Origin of the sequence: Streptomyces sp. NPDC053367, from assembly GCF_044545925.1 — a bacterium.
GTDB lineage: Bacteria > Actinomycetota > Actinomycetes > Streptomycetales > Streptomycetaceae > Streptomyces.
Genome location: NZ_JBITYN010000001.1, coordinates 526343 through 551335, shown reverse-complemented (window position 1 = coordinate 551335; position 24993 = coordinate 526343). Strand labels below are relative to the sequence as shown.

The 24993-nt window shown below is 72.7% G+C and carries 21 protein-coding genes; 10 read left to right on the top strand and 11 right to left on the bottom strand.

Features of this window, described 5'->3' with window-relative positions; translation table 11 throughout:
* Positions 1–174: 174 nt before the first annotated feature.
* Positions 175–3450 carry a BTAD domain-containing putative transcriptional regulator gene (locus tag ACIGXJ_RS02495; RefSeq protein WP_399640554.1) on the top strand — a complete coding sequence of 1092 codons (3276 nt, stop codon included), beginning with the start codon at positions 175–177 and terminating at the stop codon, positions 3448–3450.
* Between the two features lie 11 nt (positions 3451–3461).
* Here ACIGXJ_RS02495 and ACIGXJ_RS02490 read toward each other — a convergent pair whose 3' ends face one another.
* From ACIGXJ_RS02490 to panB, 3 genes are all read right to left on the bottom strand, one after another.
* Entirely contained in the window at positions 3462–4277 is an 816-nt protein-coding gene (locus ACIGXJ_RS02490; RefSeq protein WP_399640552.1) for an ABC transporter permease, read from the bottom strand.
* On the bottom strand, positions 4274–5299 hold the full coding sequence (locus tag ACIGXJ_RS02485; RefSeq protein ID WP_399640548.1) for an ATP-binding cassette domain-containing protein: 1026 nt from the start codon (positions 5297–5299) through the stop codon (positions 4274–4276). Before ACIGXJ_RS02485 ends, ACIGXJ_RS02490 begins: the two co-directional genes overlap by 4 nt.
* 196 nt (positions 5300–5495) lie before the next feature.
* Positions 5496–6371, bottom strand: a complete 876-nt coding sequence (gene panB, locus ACIGXJ_RS02480; protein WP_399640545.1) for a 3-methyl-2-oxobutanoate hydroxymethyltransferase — start codon at positions 6369–6371, stop codon at positions 5496–5498.
* 273 nt (positions 6372–6644) lie between these two features.
* Here panB and ACIGXJ_RS02475 point away from each other — a divergent pair, with 273 nt between their 5' ends.
* Positions 6645–7694 (top strand): endonuclease/exonuclease/phosphatase family protein, encoded by a 1050-nt coding sequence (locus ACIGXJ_RS02475; protein WP_399640543.1) that lies wholly within the window; start codon positions 6645–6647, stop codon positions 7692–7694.
* A 133-nt stretch (positions 7695–7827) separates the two neighbouring features.
* Positions 7828–9051 (top strand): MFS transporter, encoded by a 1224-nt coding sequence (locus ACIGXJ_RS02470; RefSeq protein ID WP_399640540.1) that lies wholly within the window; start codon positions 7828–7830, stop codon positions 9049–9051.
* Between the two features lie 154 nt (positions 9052–9205).
* On the opposite strand, the gene ACIGXJ_RS02465 is transcribed toward ACIGXJ_RS02470, so the two are convergent.
* Both ACIGXJ_RS02465 and ACIGXJ_RS02460 read right to left on the bottom strand, forming a co-directional pair.
* Positions 9206–11380 carry an acyltransferase family protein gene (locus ACIGXJ_RS02465; protein ID WP_399640537.1) on the bottom strand — a complete coding sequence of 725 codons (2175 nt, stop codon included), beginning with the start codon at positions 11378–11380 and terminating at the stop codon, positions 9206–9208.
* 257 nt (positions 11381–11637) lie between these two features.
* Positions 11638–12999: a glutamine synthetase family protein gene (locus ACIGXJ_RS02460; protein ID WP_399640534.1), complete on the bottom strand. Its 1362-nt coding sequence runs from the start codon at positions 12997–12999 to the stop codon at positions 11638–11640.
* 327 nt (positions 13000–13326) lie between these two features.
* Here ACIGXJ_RS02460 and ACIGXJ_RS02455 point away from each other — a divergent pair, with 327 nt between their 5' ends.
* The 3 genes from ACIGXJ_RS02455 (at position 13327) to ACIGXJ_RS02445 (ending at position 16564) form a co-directional block, all read left to right on the top strand.
* Positions 13327–13995 (top strand): DUF3105 domain-containing protein, encoded by a 669-nt coding sequence (locus ACIGXJ_RS02455; RefSeq protein WP_399640531.1) that lies wholly within the window; start codon positions 13327–13329, stop codon positions 13993–13995.
* The gene (locus ACIGXJ_RS02450) at positions 13992–14618 is read left to right on the top strand and encodes a DUF305 domain-containing protein (RefSeq protein ID WP_399640528.1); all 627 of its coding nucleotides are present in this window, start codon (positions 13992–13994) and stop codon (positions 14616–14618) included. The genes ACIGXJ_RS02455 and ACIGXJ_RS02450 overlap by 4 nt, the downstream gene beginning before the upstream one ends.
* A 191-nt stretch (positions 14619–14809) precedes the next feature.
* Complete coding sequence (locus ACIGXJ_RS02445) at positions 14810–16564, top strand: NAD+ synthase (RefSeq protein WP_399640526.1); 1755 nt, start codon at positions 14810–14812, stop codon at positions 16562–16564.
* Between the two features lie 24 nt (positions 16565–16588).
* Here the strand turns inward: ACIGXJ_RS02445 and ACIGXJ_RS02440 are convergent, their stop codons facing one another.
* The 5 genes from ACIGXJ_RS02440 to ACIGXJ_RS02420 form a co-directional block, all read right to left on the bottom strand.
* A complete protein-coding gene (locus tag ACIGXJ_RS02440; protein WP_399640524.1) occupies positions 16589–17446 on the bottom strand; it encodes a hypothetical protein in 858 nt (285 codons plus the stop codon).
* A gap of 170 nt (positions 17447–17616) precedes the next feature.
* On the bottom strand, positions 17617–18024 hold the full coding sequence (locus ACIGXJ_RS02435; protein WP_399640522.1) for a hypothetical protein: 408 nt from the start codon (positions 18022–18024) through the stop codon (positions 17617–17619).
* An 89-nt stretch (positions 18025–18113) separates the two neighbouring features.
* Positions 18114–18344, bottom strand: a complete 231-nt coding sequence (locus ACIGXJ_RS02430) for a response regulator transcription factor (RefSeq protein WP_399640519.1) — start codon at positions 18342–18344, stop codon at positions 18114–18116.
* Between the two features lie 175 nt (positions 18345–18519).
* Positions 18520–19830, bottom strand: coding sequence for a sensor histidine kinase (locus tag ACIGXJ_RS02425; protein WP_399640517.1), 1311 nt, complete (start codon positions 19828–19830; stop codon positions 18520–18522).
* Positions 19831–19838: 8 nt separating this feature from the next.
* Entirely contained in the window at positions 19839–20495 is a 657-nt protein-coding gene (locus ACIGXJ_RS02420; protein ID WP_399640514.1) for a response regulator transcription factor, read from the bottom strand.
* Positions 20496–20638: 143 nt separating this feature from the next.
* Between ACIGXJ_RS02420 and ACIGXJ_RS02415 the strand changes: the two genes are divergently transcribed.
* Genes ACIGXJ_RS02415 through ACIGXJ_RS02400 form a run of 4 tightly spaced genes read left to right on the top strand, consistent with a single transcriptional unit; the run spans position 20639 to position 24304 of the window.
* Entirely contained in the window at positions 20639–21190 is a 552-nt protein-coding gene (locus ACIGXJ_RS02415; RefSeq protein ID WP_399640511.1) for a hypothetical protein, read from the top strand.
* A complete protein-coding gene (locus ACIGXJ_RS02410) occupies positions 21190–22401 on the top strand; it encodes a peptidoglycan-binding protein (protein ID WP_399640508.1) in 1212 nt (403 codons plus the stop codon). The genes ACIGXJ_RS02415 and ACIGXJ_RS02410 overlap by 1 nt, the downstream gene beginning before the upstream one ends.
* The gene (locus tag ACIGXJ_RS02405) at positions 22398–23111 is read left to right on the top strand and encodes an ABC transporter ATP-binding protein (protein WP_399640505.1); all 714 of its coding nucleotides are present in this window, start codon (positions 22398–22400) and stop codon (positions 23109–23111) included. Before ACIGXJ_RS02410 ends, ACIGXJ_RS02405 begins: the two co-directional genes overlap by 4 nt.
* Positions 23108–24304 (top strand): ABC transporter permease, encoded by a 1197-nt coding sequence (locus ACIGXJ_RS02400; RefSeq protein WP_399640502.1) that lies wholly within the window; start codon positions 23108–23110, stop codon positions 24302–24304. Before ACIGXJ_RS02405 ends, ACIGXJ_RS02400 begins: the two co-directional genes overlap by 4 nt.
* 26 nt (positions 24305–24330) lie before the next feature.
* Here ACIGXJ_RS02400 and ACIGXJ_RS02395 read toward each other — a convergent pair whose 3' ends face one another.
* A complete protein-coding gene (locus tag ACIGXJ_RS02395) occupies positions 24331–24768 on the bottom strand; it encodes a VOC family protein (RefSeq protein ID WP_399640499.1) in 438 nt (145 codons plus the stop codon).
* Positions 24769–24993: the final 225 nt, after the last annotated feature.

Sequence of the window (24993 nt, the reverse complement as noted above, 5' to 3'; positions counted from 1 at the left end):
GCCCGCGAAACCCGTGCCCCCGCCGGAGGGCCCGGCCCCTGCCGGAGAGCCCAGCCCGGCCCCGCTGGGAGGCAGGCCCCGCTGGAGGCCCCGGCCCCGCTGGGAGGCCGGGCCTGCCGGAGAGCCCGGCCCTGCCGGAAAACCCGTGCCCCGTCCGGCGCCTCAGCGGAGAGAATGGCCCCTGTGCGCTATCGGATCCTCGGCACCACCCAGGCCCTCCGCCCCGACGGCACCCCCGTCCCGGTCGGCGGGGCGCGATTGCGTGCCCTGCTGACCGTGCTCGCGCTGCGCCCGGACCGGGTCGTGCCCGCCGGGCTGCTGGTGGAGGAGGTGTGGGCCGGGGACCCGCCCGCCGACGCCGGCGGCGCGCTGCAGGCGCTGGTCGGACGCCTGCGCAGGGCGCTGGGCGCCGACGCGGTCGTCCTCGCCGACGGCGGCTACCGGCTCGCCGCGTCCGCCGACGACATCGACCTGCACCGCTTCGACCGGCTCACCGGCGAGGGCCTGCGCGCCCTCGCCGACGGTGACCCCGGCAAGGCGGCCGGCGTCCTCGACGACGCCCTCGCCCTGTGGCGCGGCCCCGCCCTCGCCGACCTGCCCGACCGCACCGCCGAGGCCGCCCGCTGCGAACGCCTGCACCTCGACGCCCGGCGCGCCCGCCTCGACGCCGCCCTCGCCCTCGGCCACGCCGACCGCGCCCTGCCCGAGCTGACCGCGCTGTGCGACACCCACCCCCTCGACGAGCCCCTCCAGGCCCTGCGGCTGCGCGCCCTGCGCGCCACCGGCCGCACCGCCGAGGCCCTCGCCGCCTACGACGACGTACGCCGTCTCCTCGCCGACTCCCTCGGCACCGACCCCGGCCCGGAACTGCGCGCCCTGCACACGGAGCTGCTGACCCCGGCCGAGCCCGCCCCGGCTGCCGCGCCGGCCCCCGCCCGCCCCCGGGGCAACCTCCGCGCCCGGCTCACCTCCTTCGTGGGCCGCGAGGACGACATCGCCGCCATCCGCGACGACCTCGCCGCCGCACGGCTCGTCACCCTCCTCGGGCCCGGCGGGGCCGGCAAGACCCGGCTGTCGCAGGAGGCCGCCGAAGGGGTGGCGGACCTCGCGCCGGACGGGGTGTGGCTGGCGGAGCTCGCCCCGGTGGACGACCCGGCCGCCGTACCGGAGGCCGTGCTGACCGCGATCGGGGCCCGCGAGACCGTGCTGTACGGCGCGGGGGCCGAGAGCATCCGGGCCGCTGTCGCCGACCCCCACCACGACGACGCCGTCACCCGGCTGGCCGAGCACTGCGGCAGGCGCCGGATGCTGATCGTCCTCGACAACTGCGAGCACGTCGTCGACGCGGCCGCGCGTCTCGTGGACGAGCTGCTCACCCGCTGCCCCGGCCTGACCGTGCTGGCCACCAGCCGCGAACCCCTCGGTGTGCCCGGCGAGCTGCTGCGCCCGGTCGAGCCGCTGCCGGAGCCGTACGCGCTGCGGCTGCTCACCGACCGCGGTGCCGCCGCCCGGCCCGGGTTCAGCCCCGAGGAGGACCCGGAGGCCGCCGCCGAGATCTGCCGCCGCCTGGACGGCCTGCCGCTGGCCATCGAACTGGCCGCCGCCCGGCTGCGGATGCTGACCCTGCGGCAGATCGCCGACCGCCTCGACGACCGCTTCCGGCTGCTGACCACCGGCAGCCGTACCGTCCTGCCCCGCCAGCAGACCCTGCGGGCCGTCGTCGACTGGTCCTGGGAACTCCTCGACGCCGACGAACGCGACGTCCTCAGCCGGCTGTCGGTGTTCGCCGGCGGCTGCGACCTCGCCGCCGCCGAGGCCGTCTGCGGGCCCGCCGCCCTGGACGTGCTCGGCCAGCTCGTCGACAAGTCCCTCGTGGTGGCGGCCCCCTCGGCCAACGGCGAGATGCGCTACCGGCTGCTGGAGACCGTCGCCGAGTACGCCCGCGAACGCCTCCAGGAGGCCGGGCAGCGCACCACCGCCGAACGCGCCCACCTCACGCACTACCGCGAACTCGCCCGCGCCACCGACCCATTGCTGCGCGGCTCCGGCCAGGCCGCGGCCATCGCCCGGCTGGAGCTGGAGTACGAGAACCTGCGCACCGCGCTGCGGCACGCCGTCGCAGAGCGCGACGAGCAGGAAGGGCTCGCCCTGGTGCTGTCGCTGGTCCTGTACTGGCAGATGCGCGACCTGCGCCAGGAGACCCGCCACTGGTGCGCCGAGGTCATGCGCCTGGGCCCCGACCCCTTCACCGAGCCCGTGCGCAAGGCCGTCTCCGTGACGGAGCGCCTGACGGCCGCGCCGCCCCCGCTGACCGGCGAACTGCTCACCGAAGCCCGCCGCGGCCTGCACCTGGCCCACCTCGCCTGCATGGACGCCGAGCCCGACTCCTGGAGCACCCCGCAGGCGCAGGCCAGGCTGCGGCTCATCGCGGCCACCTACGAGCCCGGCCAGCCGCAGACCTGCCGGATCCCCGGCATGCTGTGGTTCTACGCCGTGATGCTGACCGGCGATCTGGACCGCCTGTACACGATCATCGATGCCTGCGTGGAGACCTGCCGCAACACTCCCGGCTTCGAGTGGGAGCTCGCCGTCAGTCTCCAGATGCGGGCCAACTTCCGCGCCAACCGCGTCCAGTGGGCCTCCGACGCCTCCCTGGACGCCGACGAGGCACTGGAGATCTTCCGCCGCCTCGGCGACGACTGGGGCTACGCCGAGGCCCTCTCCGCCCGCGGCGAGACCCATGAGGCCCGCGGCGACTTCGCGCTCGCCGCCGCCGACTACCAGGAGGCCGGCACCTACGCCGAACGGCTCGGCGCCCGCGCCCATGTCGCGGTCCTCGCCGCCCGGCTCGGCGCCGCCCTGCTGGAGACGGGGCAGCACGAACGCGGCGAGCGCGTTCTGCGCGAGGTGATCACCGAGCACGACGGCGGCCTCAGTGAAGGCATGCCCGCCGCGCGGCTGTTCCTCGCCGGCTGGCTCAGCCTGACCGGCCGCACGGCCGAGGCGCGGGAGCAGATGCGGTTGCTGCGCAAAGGGTTCCGGATGGCCCACTTCGCGGTCTTCGACGCCTTCCTGCTGGGCGCCGAGGCCTGGCTGGACGTGGTCGACGGGCGCTACGAGGAAGGACTGCGACTGGTCCGCGCGGCCCTGGAGAAGGCGGCCGACCCGCTGTCCCAGGCCATCCGGCCGGCCACCCGCTCGGCGTACCTGGCCGTCGCCGCGGTCGCCCTCGCCGAGCACCGGCAGGGCCGCCGGGCCGCCGACGCCGCCCGCTGCCTGGGCGCGGCCGACGCCGCACTGCCCCCCGGACACGTCCGCTCCCTGGTCGAACGCGCGGTCCGCGAACGGGCGGAGTCCGCCGCACGGGCCGTACTGGACGAGAACGCCTACGCCGCGGCGTACGCCGAGGGCGGCGGCCTCTCCCCCGAGGAGGCCACCGCCCTGGTGTGAGCCGCGCGGCCTCACTTCTTGGTGCGGAACTTGTGGATCGCGACCGGCGCCATCGTCAGCGTCAGCAGCACCGACCAGGCCAGCGTCACCCACAGGTCGTGTGCGACCGGCCCGCCCACCATCAGCCCGCGCGCGGAGTCGGCCAGCGCGGACAGCGGGTTGTAGTCGGTGAAGTTCTGCAGCCAGCCCGGCATCGACTGGGTCGGCGCGAAGATCGACGAGCCGAACTGCAGCGGCATCAGCACCAGGAAGCCCATGCCCTGCACGGCCTGAGCGCTCTTCATGAGGACGCCCAGCAGCAGGAACACCCACATCAGCGCCGAGCCGAACACCATCGACAGGCCCACCGAGGCGAACAGACCGGGCCAGTTGGTGATGTCGAAGCCCACCAGCACACCGACGACCAGCAGGATCGTCGTCGCGAACAGCATCCGCAGCAGCTCCACGGCGATCTTCGCGAACAGCACCGAGCCGCGCCCGATGGGCAGGGACCGGAAGCGGTCCATGACACCGGTGTTGAAGTCCTGGTTGAAGCCGGTGCCCACCCCCTGCGCGATGTTCATGCCCATCATCGCCATCAGACCGGGCACGACGTACTGCACGTACGCCTCCTGCCCGCCGCCCAGCGACTGCCCGATGGAACCGCCGAAGACGTACACGAACAGCAGCGTGAAGATCACCGGGAACAGGACCGCGTCGAACGTCGACTCCGGGTCCTGCCGTATCCACAGCAGGTTGCGGCGCACCAGGGCGCCGGTGTGGCGCAGATGGGCCCGCAGCGGGATCCGGGTGTCGGCGGCATCGGTCACGGCGGATACGGCGCTCATACGGCGACCTCCTCGCGGGCGTCGGTGGGCTGGGCGGGCAGCGGGGTCTCGGCCCGCTTGCCGGTGAGGCTGAGGAACACCTCGTCCAGGCTGGGCAGTTCGGTGGTGACGGAGGCGAGGGTGATGCCGAGGGCGACGGCCGCGCCGATGACGGCGGTGAGCTGCTCGTCGCTGAGCACCGGCACCAGCACCGAGCCGCTGTGCGTGTCGATGTCGGCGGTGGCGAGGCCGGTGATGCCCAGCTCGTCGAGGGCACGGCCGAGTTCGCGCAGCCGCAGCGGATCGGCCGGCCTGATCCGCAGCCGGCGTCCGCCGACCCGGGACTTCAGCTCGTCGATGCCGCCGCCCGCGATGACCCGGCCGCGGTCGACGACCGTCAGCTCGGAGGCGAGCTGCTCGGCCTCCTCCATGTACTGGGTGGTGAGCAGGACCGTCACACCGTCCCCGACCATCGCCTTGACCTCGTCCCACACCTCGTTGCGGGTGCGCGGGTCCAGGCCGGTGGTGGGCTCGTCCAGGTAGAGCACGGACGGGCGGCCGATCATCGACGCGGCCAGGTCGAGCCGGCGCCGCATACCGCCGGAGTACGTCGACGCGGGCCGCTTCCCGGCCTCCGTCAGCGAGAACCGCTCGAGCAGCTCGTCGGCGCGGACCCGGGCGTCCTTGCGGGACAGGTCCAGCAGCCGGCCGATCAGATAGAGGTTCTCCCAGCCGGACAGCTTCTCGTCCACGGAGGCGTACTGGCCGGTGAGGCCGATGACGCGGCGCAGCTGGCGGGGCTGGCGCACCACGTCGTAGCCGGCCACCGTCGCCTGTCCGGCGTCCGGGGTGATCAGGGTCGACAGGATCCGTACGAGGGTGGTCTTCCCGGCGCCGTTCGGGCCGAGCACCCCCATCACGGTCCCCTCGCGCACATCCAGGTCGACCCCGTCCAGGGCCTTCGTCTCGCCGTAGTGCTTCACCAGCCCCCGCACGGAGACGGCGGCGCCCGTCGCCGCGGGCTTCTTCTCGATTCGCGTCATGACGAAGACGGTGCCAGGGCCGACCGACAAACCGCCTACAGGTCACCTACAGCCGCCTACAGCCGCCTACAGCGGGCCGACAGCGGGCCGACGGCGGGCCGACGGCGGGCCTACGGCGGGCCTACGGCGCGGGTCCCGGCACGCAGCAGCCCCGCCGACGGGGGAAGATCGGCGGGGCTGGTCGTACCGCGGTGGCTCAGTGGACGGAGTGTTCCTCCTGAGGGAACGTTCCGCCGACGACGTCCTCGGCGAAGGCCTTCACCGCGTCGCCCATGACCTCACGCAGGTCGGCGTACTTCTTCACGAACTTCGGCACCCGGCCGCCGGTCAGCCCGAGCATGTCGGTCCACACCAGCACCTGCGCGTCCGTCGCGGCGCCGGCCCCGATCCCGACGGTCGGGATGTGCAGCGTGCGCGTGACCTCGGCGGCCAGCTCGGCCGGCACCAGCTCCAGCACCACCGCGAACGCGCCCGCGTCCTGCACGGCCTTCGCGTCGCGCAGCAGCTGCTGGGCGGCCTCCTCGCCGCGGCCCTGGACGCGGTAGCCCATGGCGTTGACGGACTGCGGGGTCAGGCCGATGTGCGCCATCACCGGGATGCCGGACTCCACCAGCAGCCGGATCTGGTCGTACGACCGCTCGCCGCCCTCCAGCTTCACCGCCTGGACGCCGGCCTCCTTCACCAGCCGGGTCGCCGAGCGCAGCGCCTGCACCGGGCCCTCCTGGTACGACCCGAAGGGCAGGTCGCCGACGATCAGCGAGCGCCGGGTACCGCGGACGACGGCCGCGGACAGCATGGTCATCTCGTCGAGGGTGACGGGCACGGTGGTGTCGTAGCCCAGATGGCAGTTGCCCGCCGAGTCGCCGACGAGGATCACCGGGATGCCGGCCTCGTCGAAGACGGACGCGGTCATCGCGTCGTAGGCGGTGAGCATGGGCCACTTCTCGCCCCGCTCCTTGGCGAGGGCGATGTCGCGGACGGTGATGCGGCGAGTGCCCTTGCCCCCGTACAGCGCCTTGCTGCCGTCGGAGGTGCCTGCCTGTGCAGTCTGGGCAGCCGAAAGCTGCGTCATTGCAACGGCTCCTTACGTCATCTCGAGGCGCCCTCACGGCGTCCCCGGACCACCTCCATGGTGGCACCTCGCCCGGGCGAGGGCCAGACCGGCCCCGGGTGGCGAGGAGCACGCCGCCGCGGGGCGCGAATGTGCGCGTTTCGTCACAAGGGAACCCGACGGAAACCGCCGCCACGACCGGCACCGTCCTGCACTGCAGGAACGGAGCCGATCATCCCCTAGGGTCGTAGGCGGGGGGACGACGGTGTGCACGGCAGGTAGCGAGGCGACGGTATGGCGCAACAGGCGTACGCAACGGAGACGGACAACGGCGGCTCGGGGCCCGAGCACCGCGGCTCTCGGCTTCGGCGCCTGGTCCACCGGCTGTTCGACGGCTGGCGCGGGGACCCGCGGATCTGGCGCCGGGGCATCGTGGTGGCGGCCCTCGCGGTGCTGCTGGCCCTGGTGATGCTGCTGCACGCGCAGATCCCGAACCGGGTCGGCAACCTCGGCAGCCTGGGGGAGACCTTTCTGCCGTGGTTCGGCGTGTTCATCCCGGTCCTGCTGCTGCTCGCGCTGGTGCGCAGGTCGGCCACGGCGCTGATCGCGCTGCTGGTGCCGTCGGTGGTGTGGCTGAACCTCTTCGGCGGGCTGCTCACCGACAAGGCCGCGGCGGGCGGCGACCTGACGGTGGCCACCCACAACGTCAACGCCGACAACCCCGACCCGGAGGGCACCGCCCGCGCGGTGGCGGCCTCGGGCGCGGACGTCGTCGCGCTGGAGGAACTGACGCAGGGCGCGGTGCCGGTGTACGAGAAGGCGCTGGCGCCGGCGTACAAGTACCACGCCGTGCAGGGCACGGTCGGACTGTGGAGCAAGTACCCGCTGAGCGGGGTCAGGCCCGTCGACATCAAGCTGGGCTGGACCCGTGCGATGCGCGCCGCGGTGGCCGCGCCGGGCGGACAGGCCGCGGTCTACGTCGCCCACCTGCCGTCGGTGCGGGTGAAGCTGGAGGCCGGGTTCACCGCGCGGCAGCGCGACAAGAGCGCCGACGCGCTGGGCGAGGCGATCGCCGACGAGCCGCTGGAGCAGGTGGTGCTGCTCGGCGACCTCAACGGCACGATGAACGACCGCGCGCTCAACGCCGTCACCGCGCAGATGCGCTCCACCCAGGGCGCGGCGGGCAGCGGCTTCGGCTTCAGCTGGCCCGCGTCCTTCCCGATGGCCCGTATCGACCAGATCCTGGTCCGCGGTATCGAGCCGGTCAGTTCCTGGACCCTGCCGGAGACCGGCAGCGACCACCTCCCGGTGGCGGCGCGGCTCCGGCTGGCCGCCTCGGACTGAGCCGGCGGCGGGGGCCGGCACGACAACGGAATACTTTGTCTGGGAGACTTTGTTCCGTAGCTGAACATAAGAAGCTGCACGGAACCCGCGAGGGCGCGACCCGCCCCGCTCCTGAAAGGCAAAGGCCCCCTTCATGCCCCTCGCCCTGCTCGCCCTCGCCGTGGGCGCCTTCGGCATCGGCACCACCGAGTTCGTCATGATGGGCCTGCTGCCCGAGGTCGCCGCCGACCTGGACATCTCGATCCCCGCAGCGGGCCATCTGGTCTCGGCGTACGCCCTGGGCGTGGTGATCGGCGCACCCCTGCTGGCCGCGGCCACCGCGCGCATGTCCCGCCGTACGGTGCTGATCGCGCTGATGGCGCTGTTCGTCGCCGGCAACGCGCTCTCCGCGCTGGCCCCCGGCGACGGCGCGCTGCTGGCGGCCCGCTTCCTGAGCGGCCTGCCGCACGGCGCCTTCTTCGGCGTGGGCGCGGTCGTCGCGACGAGCCTGGTCGCCCCGGAACGCCGGGCTCGCTCGGTGTCCCTGATGTTCCTCGGCCTCACCGTCGCCAACATCGTCGGCGTCCCCGCCGCCACGCTCATGGGCCAGCACCTCGGCTGGCGCGCGACCTTCCTCGCCGTCTCCGCGATCGGCCTGGCCGCGATAGCGTCCCTGGCCCTGCTGATCCCCGCCGAACAGGGCGAGGGCGCCCCGGCCGCGGGCCTGCGCGGCGAACTCGCGGCCCTGCGCTCCGTGCCGGTCTGGCTGGCCCTCGGCACCACCGTGGCGGGCTTCGGCGCCCTCTTCGCGGCCTACAGCTACATCACGCCCATGCTCACCGGTGCCGCGGGCTACGCCGACACCAGCGTCACCCTGCTCCTCGCCCTCTTCGGGGTGGGCGCCACGGCCGGCAACCTCCTCGGCGGCCGGCTGGCCGACCACGCGATGCGGGCGACGCTGTTCGGCGGCCTGGCCTCACTGGCCGCCGTGCTGGGCCTGTTCCCGCTGCTGATGCGCACACAAGGGACGGCGGCCCTCGCGGTCGTCCTGCTGGGCACGGCGGCCTTCGTGACCGGCTCCCCCCTGCAGCTCATGGTCATGGAGAAGGCGTCCGCCGCCCCGTCCCTCGCCTCCTCCGCCAACCAGGCCGCCTTCAACCTCGCCAACGCCGGCGGCGCCTGGATCGGCGGCCTGGCCCTCGCCGCGGGCTACGGCGCGACGTCCCCGGCCCTCGCCGGGGCGGCCCTCGCGGTCCTGGGCATCGGCGTGGCCGGAGCCGCGTACGGCGTGGACCGGCGCCGCGGGGCCCTCACGGGCAGCCGGGAACGCCTGGTGGCGGGCTCGTCCCGCCGGGAGCCGGAGGCGGTGCGGGGCTGAGCGGAACCCGCCTTGGGCGTCGCTACGGTCCTGGGAGTCGCCTCCCCGAAGGGGACGCATACGAAGGGGACGCACACGAAACGGAACGCATACGAAGGGGCCCGTCCCGCTCGCGGAGGCGTGCGGGACGGGCCCCTTCCGGGTTGTTCCGGGCTCAGGCTCCCGGGCGCTTGCCCAGGTCGTCCCCGAACAGGCGCAGCAACTCCTGCTCCACGACCGGCGTGAGGGCCTCGACATAGCCGTCGGCGAGGTGGCCGTAGTCGCGGTAGACCATCGTGTTGCCCACCACGACGGGGCAGTTGCCGGACGGGGCGCAGACCCAGTCGTACGGGTCGATGACCGGCACGTCCTCGGCGGTCGCGGCCGCGCGGATGGCCTTGGTGACGTCGGGCTTGGGGTCGGCCTCGGAGCGGTCGCGGGCGCAGGCGCTCAGGTCGCCGGAGTTGGCGTTGGCGCAGTCGACCGCGTTGTTCTTCGGCCAGGGCGTGTCCAGCAGGGTCGCCACCTGGACGCCGCCCTCGTGCAGCATCCGGTAGGTCTCCGCCTGGCCCTTGCCCCAGGCCTCGGCCGTGTCACCGTCGCCCCACAGCTTCGCCGAGTTGGAGCTGGAGGTGAGGACCAGCTCCGGCTTCATCTTGAGGATCTTGTCGATGGTGACCGCACGCCAGTCGTCACACGTCGAGTAGGGGCCCTTGTTCCACTCGATGGTGATCTGCGAGACCTTGCACGCGTTCTTCGTGAACGAGTACAGCCGCCAGTGGTGCTTCTTCGCGATCGCGTCCAGCGCCGGGAACCACTGCGCCACATGCGAGTCGCCGAACAGGACGACGGTGCGCTCCGCCTTCACGTCGCCGTACAGACACGGCTGCGTCTGCACCTTGTCGGACATCGTCAGCGCGCAGTCGTCGGTGTAGACCGCGGACCGCTTGTACGCCGTGTCGTGCATGCTCGGCGTCAGGTTCGACGGCAGCTTGTCGACCTTCTGCTCCAGCAGGTTCGCCAGCGCGGCGCGCGGGTCGGCGGCCCGGGCGAGCGCCTCCTTGGTGTCCTGGCGCGCCCCGCCCTCGGCCAGGCTCGGCGGGAACTGCGCGGCGACCACCGCGAGAACGGCGGCGACGGCCGACAGGCCCAGGCCCAGCACCAGACCCCGCCCCGCCCGGGCCTTGAAGGCGCGGTGGAAGCGCATCGGGTTCTCGACCAGGTGCAGCGTCAGCCAGGCCAGCGGGATGCCGCACAGCGCGGCGATCAGCCGCAGCGGCCCGTCGTGCTCACCGAACCCGGCGGCGGCCGGGACGATGAGGATGAGCGGCCAGTGCCACAGGTACCAGGCGTACGAGATACCGCCGACCCACACCATGGGCCGCAGCGACAGCAGCGCGCCCGCACCCCAGCGGCCGCCCGCCGCACCGCAGGCCAGCACGGCGGCGGCACCGAACACCGGGACGACGGCGTTGTGGCCGGGGAAGACGGTGCTGTCGTCGAACATCACGGCCGCGTAGGCGATGGCGGCGATGCCGGCCCAGCTGACGGCCACCGCGACCGGGCGCGGGATGTCGTCGAGCCGGTCGGCCACCAGCGCCAGCAGCGCGCCCACCGCGAGCTCCCAGATACGGCCCTGGGAACCGAAGTACGCCCAGGACGGGGCGGTCTCGGTGAGGTGGAGGTTCACCGCGAAGGAACCGGCGGCCAGCGCCAGCAGCGGCAGCCCCAGCAGGGCCCGGCGGCGGAACACCTTCAGCGCGACGATCAGGACGATCGGCCAGATCAGATAGAACTGCTCCTCCACCGCCAGCGACCAGAAGTGCTGGAAGGGGGACGGCGGCACGTCCGTGTTGAAGTAGTCCGTTCCGGCGTCGGCCAGCCGGAAGTTGACGACGTACCAGGCGGAGGCGATGGCGTCCTTGGCGTAGTCCGCGAAGCGCAGCGGCCCGAGGAACAGCCAGGAGCCCGCCAGCGTCGCCACGACGACGAGCGTCGAGGCGGGCAGCAGACGCAGCGCCCGGCGGGCGTAGAAGCGGCCCAGCGAGATCCGGCCCTCACGGCTGTGCTCACGGAGCATCAGCGAGGTGATGAGGAAGCCGGAGATGACGAAGAAGACGTCCACACCGACGTATCCGCCGGCCACCTGCGTGACCCCGGCGTGGGAGAGCGCCACGAGCGACACCGCGACCGCGCGCAGGCCCTGGATGTCCAGTCGCAGTCCCGCGCCGCCGGCCGGCTGCCCGGACCGCCCGCCGCCCTCCCCTGGTGCGCCGCCTCGTGTTCTCGGCACCGCGGGGGGCGCCTCGGGAGCGGTCTGTGCGGGGTGCGCGATGCGGGGGACGGGCACCGTCGGAATCTCCTTGCTCGTAGGGCGTCGCCGAGACGTGCACCGACGTCTGCGGGCTCGGTCCGGGGCGCGTCGCCGCCGGGGCTGCCGGGCGACGCCGGTGACCGCCCCGGAGCAGACGATCGAACTTACCCTTGAGCAGGGCCGCTTGTTATGACGTAGTCATCACATCGTCATAACGAACGACCGTGGACGGGTTTGAACCGCCCGGGTTACCTCTCGGTGAACTCAAGGCTCCGCGTCGGTGCGGACGCGCCTCACAGTACCGGCAGGTTCTTCCGCAATTCGAACGCGGTCACCTCGCTGCGGTACTCCTCCCACTCCTGCCGCTTGTTGCGCAGGAAGAAGTCGAAGACGTGCTCCCCGAGGGTCTCCGCGGCCAGGTCGCTGCGCTCCATCAGGGACAGGGCCTCGCCGAGGTTCTGCGGGAGCGGCTCGATGCCCATCGCGCGGCGCTCGGCGTCCGACAGGGCCCACACGTCGTCCTCGGCGCCGGGCGGAAGCTCGTAGCCCTCCTCGATGCCCTTCAGGCCGGCGGCGAGCAGCAGCGCGTACGCCAGGTACGGGTTCGCGCCCGAGTCCAGCGAGCGGACCTCGACACGCGCCGAGCCCGTCTTGCCCGGCTTGTACATCGGCACGCGGACCAGGGCCGAGCGGTTGTTGTGGCCCCAGCAGATGTACGAGGGGGCCTCGCCGCCGGCGCCCGCGGTGCGCTCGGAGCCGCCCCAGATGCGCTTGTAGGAGTTGACCCACTGGTTGGTGACCGCGGAGATCTCGGCGGCGTGCTTCAGCAGGCCCGCGATGAAGGAGCGGCCGACCTTGGAGAGCTGGTACTCCGCGCCGGACTCGTAGAACGCGTTGCGGTCGCCCTCGAAGAGGGACAGGTGGGTGTGCATGCCGCTGCCCGGGTGCTCGGAGAACGGCTTCGGCATGAAGGTGGCCTGCACCCCCTGCTCCAGCGCGACCTGCTTCATGACCAGGCGGAACGTCATGATGTTGTCGGCCGTGGACAGCGCGTCCGCGTAGCGCAGGTCGATCTCCTGCTGGCCCGGGGCGCCCTCGTGGTGGGAGAACTCCACCGAGATGCCCATCGACTCCAGCATGGTGATCGCCTGGCGGCGGAAGTCCATGCCGATGTTCTGCGGGGTGTGGTCGAAGTAGCCGGAGTTGTCGGCGGGCGTGGGGCGCGAGCCGTCCAGCGGCTTGTCCTTCAGCAGGAAGAACTCGATCTCCGGGTGGGTGTAGAAGGTGAAGCCCAGGTCGGAGGTGCGGGCCAGGGCGCGCTTGAGGACGTAGCGCGGGTCCGCGAAGGACGGGGAGCCGTCCGGCATGAGGATGTCGCAGAACATCCGGGCCGTGCCGGGGGCCTCCGCGCGCCAGGGCAGGATCTGGAAGGTCGACGGGTCCGGCTTGGCGATCATGTCGGACTCGTAGACCCGGGCGAAGCCCTCGATCGCGGAGCCGTCGAAGCCGATGCCCTCGTCGAAGGCCTGCTCCAGCTCCGCGGGGGCCACGGCGACGGACTTGAGGAAGCCCAGCACGTCCGTGAACCACAGGCGTACGAACCGGATGTCGCGCTCCTCCAACGTCCGGAGCACGAACTCCTGCTGCTTGTCCATCTTTCCGCTTCCCCATCCTTGCTGGTCAGGCCGCCTGCTCCCGCGCCACGAGAGGCGGTCGGGCACCTGAGCATCCCACCACAACACCATTTCATGCGCGTTGCGGCCCATGATCGACCGGCCGACCCCGGCCCGAACGCCCGCCGGCCGGCGGATGAACACTCTGAGCCCATCTTGCCCGCTGACACCGACATCCGTAATGGCCGACGGCCGAGGGGGACCGGTCCGGCACCGGTCAATCCTGAGCCCGCCCTACGAAACGGACTGTCGTGCCCATTACGATCAGCGCACTCGACCGTCCCACTCATCCCCAGAAGGGGTCCCCCCATGGGTTCCGCGAAGAAGAGCAGCAGCGCCGACCGCAAGGCACGTATAGAGGAGATGCGGCGCGCCGAGCAGGCCCGTGAGCGCCGCAACCGGATTCTCACGATCGTCGCCAGCGCGGTGGTCGTCGTCGGCCTGGTCGCCGGTGCCGTCGTCCTCGTGCAGACCCAGTCCGACGACAAGGACGACACCGCGAGCGACGGCAAGACGACCTCCGGGAAGTTCGTCACCGGCGAGGACGGCGTGAAGACCTGGAAGGGCACCCTGTCGCGCAACCACGTCGCGAAGGACGTCGAGTACCCCTCGGAGCCCCCGGTCGGCGGCGACCACAACCAGGTGTGGATGAACTGCAACGGGGACGTCTACACCAAGGAGCTCAAGAACGAGCACGCCGTGCACTCGCTGGAGCACGGCGCCGTCTGGGTGACGTACACGTCCAAGGCCGACAAGAAGGACGTCGAGGCGCTCGCGGCGAAGGTGAAGACGACGCCGTACACCCTGATGAGCCCGGACGAGAAGCAGGCCGACCCGATCATGCTGAGCGCGTGGGGCCACCAGCGCACGGTGACCGGCGCCGACGACCCGAACGTGGACAAGTTCTTCGAGAAGTACGTCCAGGGCGAGCAGACGCCGGAGAAGGGCGCCGCCTGCCAGGGTGGGCTGTCCGAGTGAGGCAGGCGCAGGCCGGGTGGATCGCCGGGACCGCCGCGGCGGCGCTGGTCGCGGTCGGGGCGCTCACCTACGCGGTCGCCGGGGACGGCGGCTCCAGCGCCAAGCCGTCCGCGGACTCCGCCGACGCCGGGTTCGCCCGTGACATGGCGGTCCACCACCAGCAGGCGGTGGAGATGTCGTACATCGTGCGCGACCGCACCGACGACGTCGAGGTGCGGCGCCTCGCCTACGACATCGCGCAGACGCAGGCCAACCAGCGCGGCATGCTGCTGGGCTGGCTGGACCTGTGGGGCCTGCCGAAGGTGTCGGCCGAGGGGCCGATGAGCTGGATGGGCATGGGCGACATGCCCTCCGAGGGCGAGGGCTCGCTGATGCCCGGCATGGCGACCGACGCCGAGATGAAGAAGCTGGAGTCGCTCAGCGGGCGCACGGCGGAGGTGTACTACCTCCGGCTGATGACCGACCACCACAAGGGCGGCATCCACATGGCCGGGGGCTGCGCCGACAAGTGCACGGTCGGCGTGGAAAAGCAGCTCGCGCAGGGCATGGTCGACGCCCAGCAGTCGGAGATCGACCTGATGGCGGGCATGCTGCGCGAGCGCGGCGCCCGGCCGGAGGCGTAGGAGCGACCCCGCACAGCCACCCGGCCGGGGGCGCGGGCGGGCGCCGGCGGAGCGCGCTCACGGGCGGCCGGCCAGGGGCACGGAGGGGCGGCCGGCCAGGGGCACGGACGGGCGGCGGGCCGGGGCCCGGGTGGGCGGGGCCACACCCGCCCCACCCCCCATCGCGTCGCTCTGACGATTACACTGAGGGCGTGCCTCAACTTCGCCTCGCCCTGAACCAGATCGACTCCCGCGTCGGCGACCTCGCCGGCAACACCGAGACGATCCTCCGCTGGACCCGGCACTCCGCCGAGCAGGGAGCCCACCTGGTGGCGTTCCCGGAGATGGTGCTGACCGGGTATCCCGTCGAGGACCTGGCCCTGCGCTCCTCCTTCGTGACGGCGTCCCGCACGGCCCTGAGGTCGCTCGCGGCACGGCTCGCCGAGGAGGGCCTCGGGGAGCTGCCGGTGGTCGTCGGCTACCTCGACCGCAGCGAGAGCGCCCAGCCGAGGTACGGCCAGCCGGCCGGCGCCCCGCAGAACGCGGGCGCGGTGCTGTACCGCGGCGAGGTGGTGCTGAACTACGCCAAGCACCACCTGCCGAACTACGGCGTCTTCGACGAGTTCCGCTACTTCGTGCCCGGCGACACCATGCCGGTGCTGCGCGTGCACGGCGTCGACGTGGCCCTCGCCATCTGCGAGGACCTCTGGCAGGACGGCGGCCGCGTCCCCGCGTCGCGCTCCGCCGGGGCGGGCCTGCTGCTGTCGATCAACGCCTCCCCCTACGAGCGCGACAAGGACGACACCCGCCTGGAGCTGGTGCGCAAGCGCGCCCAGGAGGCCGGCTGCACCACCGCCTACCTCGCGATGGTCGGCGGCCAGGACGAGCTGGTCTTCGACGGCGACTCGATCGTCGTCGACGCGGCGGGCGAAGTGATCGCGCGGGCCCCGCAGTTCTCCGAGGGCTGTGTGGTGCTGGACCTCGACCTGCCCGCCGCGCGGGCCGACGCCCCGGCCGGCGTGGTGGACGACGGCCTGCGCATCGACCGCGTGGTCCTGTCCGAGGACCCGCTGCCCCCTTACGAGCCGCAGCACACCGGCGCCTACGCCGACCGCCTCGACGACGACGAGGAGGTCTACTCGGCGCTGGTCGTGGGCCTGCGGGCGTATGTGCAGAAGAACGGCTTCCGCTCGGTCCTCATCGGCCTGTCCGGCGGCATCGACTCCGCACTCGTCGCGGCGATCGCCTGCGACGCGGTCGGCGCGGAGAACGTCTACGGCGTCTCCATGCCGTCGAAGTACTCCTCCGAGCACTCCAAGGGCGACGCCGCCGAACTGGCCCGCCGCACCGGCCTCAACTTCCGTACGGTGCCCATCGAGCCGATGTTCGACGCGTACATGGGCTCCCTCGGGCTCACCGGCCTCGCCGAGGAGAACCTCCAGTCCCGGCTGCGCGGCACCCTGCTGATGGCGATCTCCAACCAGGAGGGCCACATCGTCCTCGCGCCCGGCAACAAGTCGGAGCTGGCGGTGGGCTACTCGACCCTCTACGGCGACTCGGTCGGCGCCTACGGCCCCATCAAGGACGTCTACAAGACCTCGATCTTCCGCCTGGCCGAGTGGCGCAACCGCGCGGCGCGGGAGCGCGGCCAGACCCCGCCGATCCCGGAGAACTCCATCACCAAGCCCCCGAGCGCCGAGCTGCGCCCCGGCCAGGTCGACACGGACTCCCTCCCGGACTACCCGGTCCTCGACGCGATCCTCGCCCGCTACGTCGACCGCGACGAGGGCGCGGACCGGATCGTCGCCGCCGGCTTCGACCACGACCTCGTGACCAAGACCCTCCGCATGGTCGACACGGCCGAGTACAAGCGCCGCCAGTACCCGCCGGGCACGAAGATCTCCCCGAAGGGCTTCGGCAAGGACCGCCGCCTGCCGATCACGAACGGCTGGCGGGAGACGGCCTGACCTCCGCCGGACACACCGGGGCGCTCAGCCGCCGATGCCTCCCGCCGCCCGCAGCCGGGCCTTGTTGGCCGCGCGGACGGCGTCGAGTTCCCCGGTGTTCCGGTCGATGAGGCGCTTCTGGTAGGCGGACTCGACGGTGAACCAGACGCCGACCAGGTTGGTGCGCCGCTTGCAGCGGATGTCGGCGGTGGCGGTGGCGATCGCTTGGCGGTCCGTGCGGCCGGTGAGGGCCGGATCGGCGAGGGGGGCGAGCGGGTCGGCGTAGTCGTGGCCGCCGCGGGCCATGCAGGCGGACCAGGCGCGGATCGCCGCCCGCACCCGGGAGTCGGCCCTGGACAGGTCGAAGGCGCGGAACGACAGCTGCTGCGGCAGGCCCGGGTCCGTGCCCGCGGGCGCGGCCGGGCCGAGCGAGCGGTCGGCCTGGGTCATGCAGCCGCCCTCGGGGACCTTGCGGCCCTTGATGCTGGAGCGGCCCTTGCCGAACAGGACGGTCTCTGCGTCGGCACGCAGGACCGGGCGCGGGGGCGGCTTCTGCAGGGCCGGGTCGCGCTCGCCGAGCCCGTAGCCGTACGCGGCGGCGTCCGCGGCGTCGGTGATGCCGTAACGGCGCTCGGTGGCGCTGCGCGGGCCGTGGTCGGCGTCCGGCTGGCGGACCGCGTACGTGAATCCGAAGCCGCGCATGCACCGGTCGATCAGAACGACCCGGGCCCGGTCCAGATCCCGCAATTGCCGGTCGTCCAGAAGATAGTCCTGGAGCGGCAGCCGGAGATCCGCGGCGGCGGTGATCCGGGGAATGTCCGAAACCGCCGGTTCTGAATTCTGTTCGCTTTTCCGGTCGTGCGAACCGGAGGAACCGGAGGAGCAGGAGATGAGGATGCTCATTGCGAGAACGGCGGTGCACACTGTCGTCCCGGTCCGGCCTAACGCTGGCCTTACGAACGCTTTGCGAGGGTGGAGGGGCATCGTGAACTCCGCGAATCTCGTTTACGATCACAGCCGGGTGCCCTGCCCAGCTGCAATGGGCAGGGCACCCGGTTCTGCCGGAACAGCGGTCAGCTGAAGTACGCCGACGACACCGTGTTCTTGTACGTCGAGTTCAGGTTGCCGTACGCACCCGGCGAAATGTATCCGCAGGAGCCGGAGTAGTTGTAGCCGGTGCACACCCACCAGGTGTAGGTGTCACGGTTCCAGTCCGACTCGGTGTTGTTGTCCGCGCGGATGCCGGTGCCCGGGAAGACGTCGTTGCTGAAGTCGGCGTCCGAGAAGTACAGGTCGAAGATCGGCGTCCCGTAGTTGGCGAGGTAGTAGAGCCCCAGCTCGCCGGTCTCCACGACACCGTTCTTGTGGGTGGCGGCGGACGCCGAGCCGGCGCTCGCCATTCCGATGCCGCTGAGGGCGGCCACCGCCGCGCCGGTTGCGACGGCGCGGCGGAGGTGCCGCCTGAGATTGGTTCGGACCATTGCTCCTCCATAATTCGGGCCCGGTTGTCCGGTCCCCCGGCCGGGGACTGTCGGGCCTAAGCAATGGCACCAGATCGTGCAGTGGGCAGCTATTGGCCCTTGGGACAGTTCTGCATGTGGTAGACGTAGGACACCAGAGCGGCCTGGAATCTCCCGTTGACGGCCAGCTTTGCCACGATGCTGGCAATGTGGGCCTTGACCGTACGCTCCGTGATGTAGAGAGCGCGGGAGACGTCCCGATTCGACGACCCCAGAGATAACAGACGGAACACATCCCACTCGCGTTCACTCAGGAACTGGACTCTTTCGAGTGCGGACATCCCGCCGACGGCCCCTTCGGCGCAATTCAAACTGAAGAGCGCACACGTCTGGCATCTGTAAGAAGCATCCATTTGTCCCCCCGATCGCTTCTTCCCCGCTCAGGGAGGGTACCGGGAGGAGTAAGCGTGCGTCAGTAAAACGACGTCAATTCTCGAATTCTATGGTGCAGCAGAACTATTCTTCCGTGTTGTTGTCACGCAGTGCCGGGAGCGTGACCCGGACCGTCAGCCCCCCTCCGGCACGCGGTGCCGCCTCCGCCTCGCCGGCGTGCGCCCGCGCCACCGACCGCACGATGGACAGCCCCAGACCCGTGCCCTGCGCCGAGCCCACCCGGTCGTCGAGCCGGCGGAACGGCTCGAACAGCGCGGGCACCTCGTACGGCGCCACCTCAGGTCCGCTGTTGTCCACCGTGAGCCTCACCTCCTCCGGGCCCCGGCCCCCGCAGACCACCCGCACCCAGCCGCCGTCGACGTTGTACCGGACCGCGTTCTGCACGAGGTTCTGCGCCAGCCGCTCCAGCAGCACCGGATCGCCCCGCACCCAGGACGGAGCCTCGTCCAGCGTCAGGGTGACCCCGGCCCGCCGGGCGTCCGGCTGCGACAGGTCCGCCACCCGGCGCACCACCGCGGACAGGTCCACCGGCACCGGGTCGGCCACCGCGTGCTGGGAGCGGGCCAGGGTCAGCAGCCCGTCGATCAGCCGCTCGTGGCGCGCGTTCACCGCCAGCAGGTTCTCGCCGAGCTGGGTGACCTGCGGCGGTGCGTCCGGGCGGCCCATGGCCACCTCCAGCAGCGTCCGGTTGATCGCCAGGGGCGTCTTCAGCTCGTGGGAGGCGTTGGCGACGAACCGGCGCTGACCCTCGAAGGCGGCGTCCAGCCGGCGCAGCATCTCGTCGAAGGTGTCGGCGAGTTCGCGCAGCTCGTCGGGCGGACCGGTCATCCCGATCCGCTCGTGGAGACTGCGGTCGGCGACCCGGCGGGCCGTGGCGGTGATCCGGCTGATCGGCCGCAGCGTACGGCCCGACACCAGCCAGCCGATCAGCAGCCCGCCGGCCGCGAACAGGCCGAGCGCCACCGAACCGCCCACGACCAGCGGCCGCAGCGTCCGCTGCCGGAAATCGGCCCGCAGCCGCCGCGCGGCCTCACTCGCCTGCGCCTTGTACCGCTCCTTGGCCGCCGCGTCCGGAGTCTCGTTGCCGGCACCGCGCGCCCCGGCCCCACCCGCCCCAGAGCCCCCCGCGCCGCCTGTCCCCTTGTCTGCCGTCCCGGAGCCCCCCGCCCCCGAGCCCCCCGCCTCGGGCGGGCGTGCAGGTGCCGATGCCCCCGGGGGCGGGTACACCGACGTGATGTCGATCGGCTGGGTCGCGATGATCCGGTCCAGCATCACGTACGTCACCAGCAGCAGCGTCACCCCGGAGAGCATCACCAGGCCGCCGTAGAGCAGGGTCAGCCGGACACGGATGGTCCGTTTCGGGGGCTGCACCATGCCGGAGGTCATGGGATGCGGTACCCGAACCCGGGGACGGTCTGCACCACTTGGGGCGGTCCCAGCTTGCGCCGCAGGGTCATCACCGTCACGCGGACGACGTTCGTGAAGGGGTCGATGTTCTCGTCCCAGGCCTTCTCCAGCAGCTGCTCGGTGCTCACCGCGCTGCCCTCCCCGCGCAGCAGCTCCTCCAGCACCGCGAACTCCTTGCGGGAGAGCGCCACGTACCGCCCGTCCCGGTACACCTCCCGCGGCCCCGGATGCAGCGAGACGCCCGCCCGCGACAGCACCGGGGGAGTGGCGGGCCGGGCCCGCCGGCCCAGCGCCCGCACCCGGGCGACCAGCTCCCCGAACGCGAACGGCTTCGGCAGGTAGTCGTCCGCGCCCAGCGAGAGGCCGGCGATCCGGTCGGCGACCTCACCCGCCACCGTCAGCATCAGGATCCGGGTGTCGTAGCCCTGCTCGACGACCGTCCGGCACACCTCGTCGCCGTGCACCCGCGGCAGGTCCCGGTCCAGCACCAGGACGTCGTAGTCGTTGACGCCCAGCCGCTCCAGGGCCGCCGCGCCGTCATAGGCGACGTCCACCGCCAGCGACTCCCGCCGCAGCCCCTCGGCGATCGCGTCGGCGAGCATCTCCTCGTCCTCGACGACGAGTACGCGCACGTCGGCCCACCTCCCCCTCGGTCCCGGGCGATGCTGCCCGAGCCCCTATAAGGCGTTCATAAGCGCCAACCCTGACAACGGATTTACGGACGGTCCTGTGTCCTCTGCGGACAGTAACCGCAACCACGGGGAGAGAACACGACATGACGGGACACAGCACCCGCCGCACGCGCTACGCCGGCCTGCTCGCCGCCGCACCTCTGCTCGCCCTCGCGCTCGGCCTCACCGGATGCGGCGACTCCGCCGAGACGCCCTCGGTGGCCCACGCGCAGACCTCGCCCGGCGCCGGCGGCAGCCGCGTCGACGACGAGGAGCAGGGACAGAAGTACGCACGCTGCCTGCGCGACCAGGGCGTGGTGATGAAGGAGACCGCAGAGGGCGCCCCCGAGATCGACAAGGAGAAGACCTCGGTCGAGAAGATCATGTCGGCCACCGAGAAGTGCCGGGCGCTGCAGCCCGCCGCCTCGGCCCCGCCTCGCCTCTCCGCCGAGGACCTCGAAAAGCGCGGCCGCTACGCCGCCTGTCTGCGCGAGCACGGCCTGCCCGACTACCCCGACCCCGACCCGCGCACCGGCGAGGCCGAGCTGGACGAGGGCCTCGCCCGGCGCATCAAGACCGACCCCGGGGCACGCAAGGCCCTCGAGGCCTGCCGCAACCTCCTGCCGCGTTCCGGCGGAGGGTCGGTGAACGGCTGATGGCCGCGCCCGCACGCCGCCACCGCCGTACCCGCGCCGTGCTGGGCGGGGCGGCGGTGGCGGCCACCGCCGTGGCGGTCACCGTCGCGGCCCTCGGCCTGGGCGGCAGCCGTTCCGGCGCCGCCGCACCACCCGACGACACCCCCGCCGCCACCGCCCGCGTGGTACGCCGCACCCTCACCGACGCGACGACCCTGACCGGCCGCCTGGACTACGGCGCCACCACCCCGGTCGTCTCCCGGACCACCGGCACCGTCACCTGGCTGCCCCCGGCCGGCAGCCTCGTCGGACGCGGCGACGCGCTGCTGCGCGCCGACGACCGGCCCGTCCTCCTGCTCTACGGCACCCTGCCCATGTACCGGGCCCTCGCCGAGGACGCCAAGGGCCCGGACGTCCTCCAGTTCGAACGCAACCTGGCGGCCCTCGGCTACACCGGCTTCGCCGTCGACGAGGAGTTCACCGACAACACCGCCGCCGCGGTCAAGCGCTGGCAGCGCGACCTCGGCCTGCCCCGCACCGGCACCGTCGCCCTTGACCGGGTGATCTACGCCCCCGGTCGGCTGCGGGTCGCCCAGCAGTCGGTACGCCTCGGCGCCGGCGCGAACGCCCAGGTCCTCACCTGCACCGGCACCACCAAGCAGGTCACGGCCGATGTGCAGAGCGGCGAGGCGGGCTGGGCGGTCCGGGGCACCGAGGTGCGGATCGGGCTGGCGGGCGGCAAGTCCGTGGAGGGAAAGGTCGTCGCGTTGGGGGACACGGGGAGCGAGGGCACCGGGGGGTCCGGGGGCTCGGACGGGTCAGGGGACTCCTCCGGGGGCACGTCCGGCGGGCAGGGCTCAGGCGGGCAGGGCTCCGGCGGCGGCTCCGGGTCGCAGAACGACACCGTGACCGTCACCATCGCCGTCGCCCGGCAGCAGGCGCTGCGCGGGACCGACCCCGGCCCGGTCGACATCCGCTACACCGCCGAGCGCCGCGAGAACGTCCTCGCCGTCCCCGTCGTGGCCCTGCTCGCCCTCGCCGAGGGCGGCTACGGCCTGGAGGTCGTGGAGGACACCGGGCACACCGGCGACACCCCCGGCCCCGGCGCCGGCACCGACCCGGGGGGCCGTACCCGCATCGTGCCCGTGGAGACCGGACTCTTCGCCGAGGGACTGGTCGAGGTGCGCGGCGCGGGCCTCGCGGAGGGCACGAGGGTGGGGATGCCGGAATGAGCGAGGACAGCAGGCCGGGCACCGCGCCCGTGGCCGAACTGCGCGGCGTGTCCAGGACCTACCCGGGCGGGGTCACCGCCCTGCGGGACGTCGACCTGGACATCGGCCACGGCGAACTCCTCGGCATCGTCGGCCCGTCCGGCTCCGGCAAGTCCACACTGCTGCACATCCTCGGCACCCTCGACCGGCCCACGTCCGGCACGGTCCGCATCGACGGCCACGACGTCTCCCGCCTCACCGACCGCCGGCTGTCGGCGCTGCGGGCCTCCCGCATCGGCTTCGTCTTCCAGCAGTTCCACCTCACGGCGGGCGTACCGGTCCTCGACAACGTCGCCGACGGGCTGCTCTACGCGGGCGTGCCGCTGCGCGAGCGCCGCGCCGCCGCAGAGGCCGCCCTCACCCGGGTGGGCCTCGCCCACCGGCTCGGCCACGCGCCGCACCAGCTGTCCGGCGGCGAACGGCAGCGCGTGGCCATCGCCCGCGCGGTCGCCGGGGGACCGGCCCTGCTCCTCGCCGACGAACCCACCGGCAACCTTGACTCGGCCTCCGGGACCGGTGTGATGCGGGTGCTGCGGGACCTGCACGCCGCCGGCACCACGGTCGTCGTCATCACCCACGACCGGGAGATCGCCGCGTCCCTGCCCCGCCAGGTGCACGTCCGCGACGGCTCCCTCACCCCCGCCCCCCGAGCGGAAGGCGCCACCCCATGACGAGCACACCGCCCCCGCACGCCCGGCTGCGCCCCGCCGACGTCGCCCGGGTCGGCGCGGCCGGCCTGCGGGCCCGCCCCCTGAGGGTCTTCCTCTCGGCGGTGGGCATCGCGATCGGCATCGCGGCCATGCTCGCGGTCGTCGGCATCTCCGCGTCCAGCCGCGCCGACCTCGACCGCACCCTCGACCGGCTCGGCACCGACCTGCTGACGGTCAGCCCCGGCACCACCCTCTACGGCACCGACGCCCGGCTGCCCGAGGAGTCGGCGCTGATGATCGACCGGATCGCCCCGGTCAGTTCGGTGTCCGAGGTCGGCCTGATCGAGGCGCACGCCTACCGCAACGACCACGTCCCCAGCGGCAGCACCGGCAGCATCGAGGTGCTGGCCACCCGCGCCGACCTGCTGGCCACCCTCGGCGGCCGGGTCACCACCGGCTCCTGGCTGAACGCCGCGACCGCCCGCCACCCGGCCGTCGTCCTCGGCGCGAAGGCCGCCCGGCGGCTGGGCGTGCACACCCCCGGCGTACGGATCTGGCTGGGCGGCGAGTGGTTCGGCGTGGCCGGGATCCTCGACCCCGTACCGCTGGCCAAGGAGCTGGACACGGCCGCGCTGGTCGGCTGGCCGGCCGCGCGGCGCCACCTCGGCTTCGACGGGCACCCGACCTTCGTCTACGTGCGCTCCGCCGGACCCGCCGTCGAGGCCGTACGGTCCGTCCTCGCGGCCACCGCCAACCCCGAGGCGCCCAACGAGGTCCGGGTCTCCCGCCCCTCGGACGCGCTCGCCGCCCGCCGGGCCACCGACCGGACACTGGGCGCGCTGCTCCTGGGCCTCGGGGGCGTCGCCCTGCTGGTCGGCGGCATCGGGGTGGCCAACACGATGGTGATCTCCGTGCTGGAGCGCCGCCCCGAGATCGGACTGCGCCGGGCGCTCGGCGCGAGCCGCGGCCAGATCCGGCTGCAGTTCCTCGCCGAGTCGCTCCTGCTGTCCGCCCTCGGCGGCCTCGGCGGGGTCCTCCTCGGCATGGGGGTGACCGCGAGCTACGCCGCCACCCAGTCCTGGCCGGCCGTGGTACCGCTCTGGGCGATGGCGGGCGGGGCGGCGTCGACGCTCCTCATCGGCGCGGCAGCGGGCCTCTACCCCGCGATCCAGGCCTCCCGCCTGTCACCGACGGAGGCCCTGGCGGCACCGTGACGCCCCCGCGCCCCTCAAGACCTCCTCTAGGCCTGGTCCGCCAGTGCGGCGAGGACCTTGTGCAGGGGCTCGGTCAGGCGGCGGCGGTACTCCTGGATCGCCCAGCCGTTGCCGTCGGGGTCCTTGAAGTACATGAAGGTCGCGCCGTCCTGCGGGGCGAACTGCTGCGGCTCGCTGATCTCCAGGCCGCGTGCCGTGAGCTCCTCGTAGGCGGCCTCGGCGTCCGTGACGCATAGCTGCAGCCCGTGGTACGTGCCCGGCTGCGGGGTCCCGGTCGGCACCTGGAGGCCGTCCACCAGGGCGATCGAACAGCCCGAGCCGGGCGGCGTGAGCTGCACGATCCGTACGCCCGGCATCACCTCGCCGTCGAGGTCCACATGGAAGCCGACCTTGTCGCGGTAGAACTCCTTGGCCCGGTCCACGTCGGACACGGGCAGCAGGACGACCTCCAGGCTCATCTGCATGGCGTGACTCCCTCAGCCGATTGCCGTCGAATCCATCGGATCCATCGGATCCATCGAATCCATCGGGGATCCATCGGATCCCTCGGACCCCACCGAACTCGAAACCCGCCCCCGGCGCCACCCCCTGGAGTCCTCGCGTCCGTCTCACGGGCAGAACTCCCCAGCGCCCCCGACCAGGAGTGCGGTTACGCTCGACTGCGGACGACCTTGATCGGGACGAGCGGC

What these genes read in the sequence shown, in the direction of transcription:
- ACIGXJ_RS02495 (WP_399640554.1), top strand. Translation starts at nt 175, where the DNA reads ATGGCCCCTGTGCGCTATCGGATCCTCGGCACCACCCAGGCCCTCCGC.
- ACIGXJ_RS02490 (WP_399640552.1), bottom strand. Translation starts at nt 4,277, where the DNA reads ATGAGCGCCGTATCCGCCGTGACCGATGCCGCCGACACCCGGATCCCG.
- ACIGXJ_RS02485 (WP_399640548.1), bottom strand. Translation starts at nt 5,299, where the DNA reads ATGACGCGAATCGAGAAGAAGCCCGCGGCGACGGGCGCCGCCGTCTCC.
- panB (WP_399640545.1), bottom strand. Translation starts at nt 6,371, where the DNA reads ATGACGCAGCTTTCGGCTGCCCAGACTGCACAGGCAGGCACCTCCGAC.
- ACIGXJ_RS02475 (WP_399640543.1), top strand. Translation starts at nt 6,645, where the DNA reads ATGGCGCAACAGGCGTACGCAACGGAGACGGACAACGGCGGCTCGGGG.
- ACIGXJ_RS02470 (WP_399640540.1), top strand. Translation starts at nt 7,828, where the DNA reads ATGCCCCTCGCCCTGCTCGCCCTCGCCGTGGGCGCCTTCGGCATCGGC.
- ACIGXJ_RS02460 (WP_399640534.1), bottom strand. Translation starts at nt 12,999, where the DNA reads ATGGACAAGCAGCAGGAGTTCGTGCTCCGGACGTTGGAGGAGCGCGAC.
- ACIGXJ_RS02455 (WP_399640531.1), top strand. Translation starts at nt 13,327, where the DNA reads ATGGGTTCCGCGAAGAAGAGCAGCAGCGCCGACCGCAAGGCACGTATA.
- ACIGXJ_RS02440 (WP_399640524.1), bottom strand. Translation starts at nt 17,446, where the DNA reads ATGAGCATCCTCATCTCCTGCTCCTCCGGTTCCTCCGGTTCGCACGAC.
- ACIGXJ_RS02435 (WP_399640522.1), bottom strand. Translation starts at nt 18,024, where the DNA reads ATGGTCCGAACCAATCTCAGGCGGCACCTCCGCCGCGCCGTCGCAACC.
- ACIGXJ_RS02430 (WP_399640519.1), bottom strand. Translation starts at nt 18,344, where the DNA reads ATGTCCGCACTCGAAAGAGTCCAGTTCCTGAGTGAACGCGAGTGGGAT.
- ACIGXJ_RS02425 (WP_399640517.1), bottom strand. Translation starts at nt 19,830, where the DNA reads ATGGTGCAGCCCCCGAAACGGACCATCCGTGTCCGGCTGACCCTGCTC.
- ACIGXJ_RS02415 (WP_399640511.1), top strand. Translation starts at nt 20,639, where the DNA reads ATGACGGGACACAGCACCCGCCGCACGCGCTACGCCGGCCTGCTCGCC.
- ACIGXJ_RS02410 (WP_399640508.1), top strand. Translation starts at nt 21,190, where the DNA reads ATGGCCGCGCCCGCACGCCGCCACCGCCGTACCCGCGCCGTGCTGGGC.
- ACIGXJ_RS02405 (WP_399640505.1), top strand. Translation starts at nt 22,398, where the DNA reads ATGAGCGAGGACAGCAGGCCGGGCACCGCGCCCGTGGCCGAACTGCGC.
- ACIGXJ_RS02400 (WP_399640502.1), top strand. Translation starts at nt 23,108, where the DNA reads ATGACGAGCACACCGCCCCCGCACGCCCGGCTGCGCCCCGCCGACGTC.
- ACIGXJ_RS02395 (WP_399640499.1), bottom strand. Translation starts at nt 24,768, where the DNA reads ATGCAGATGAGCCTGGAGGTCGTCCTGCTGCCCGTGTCCGACGTGGAC.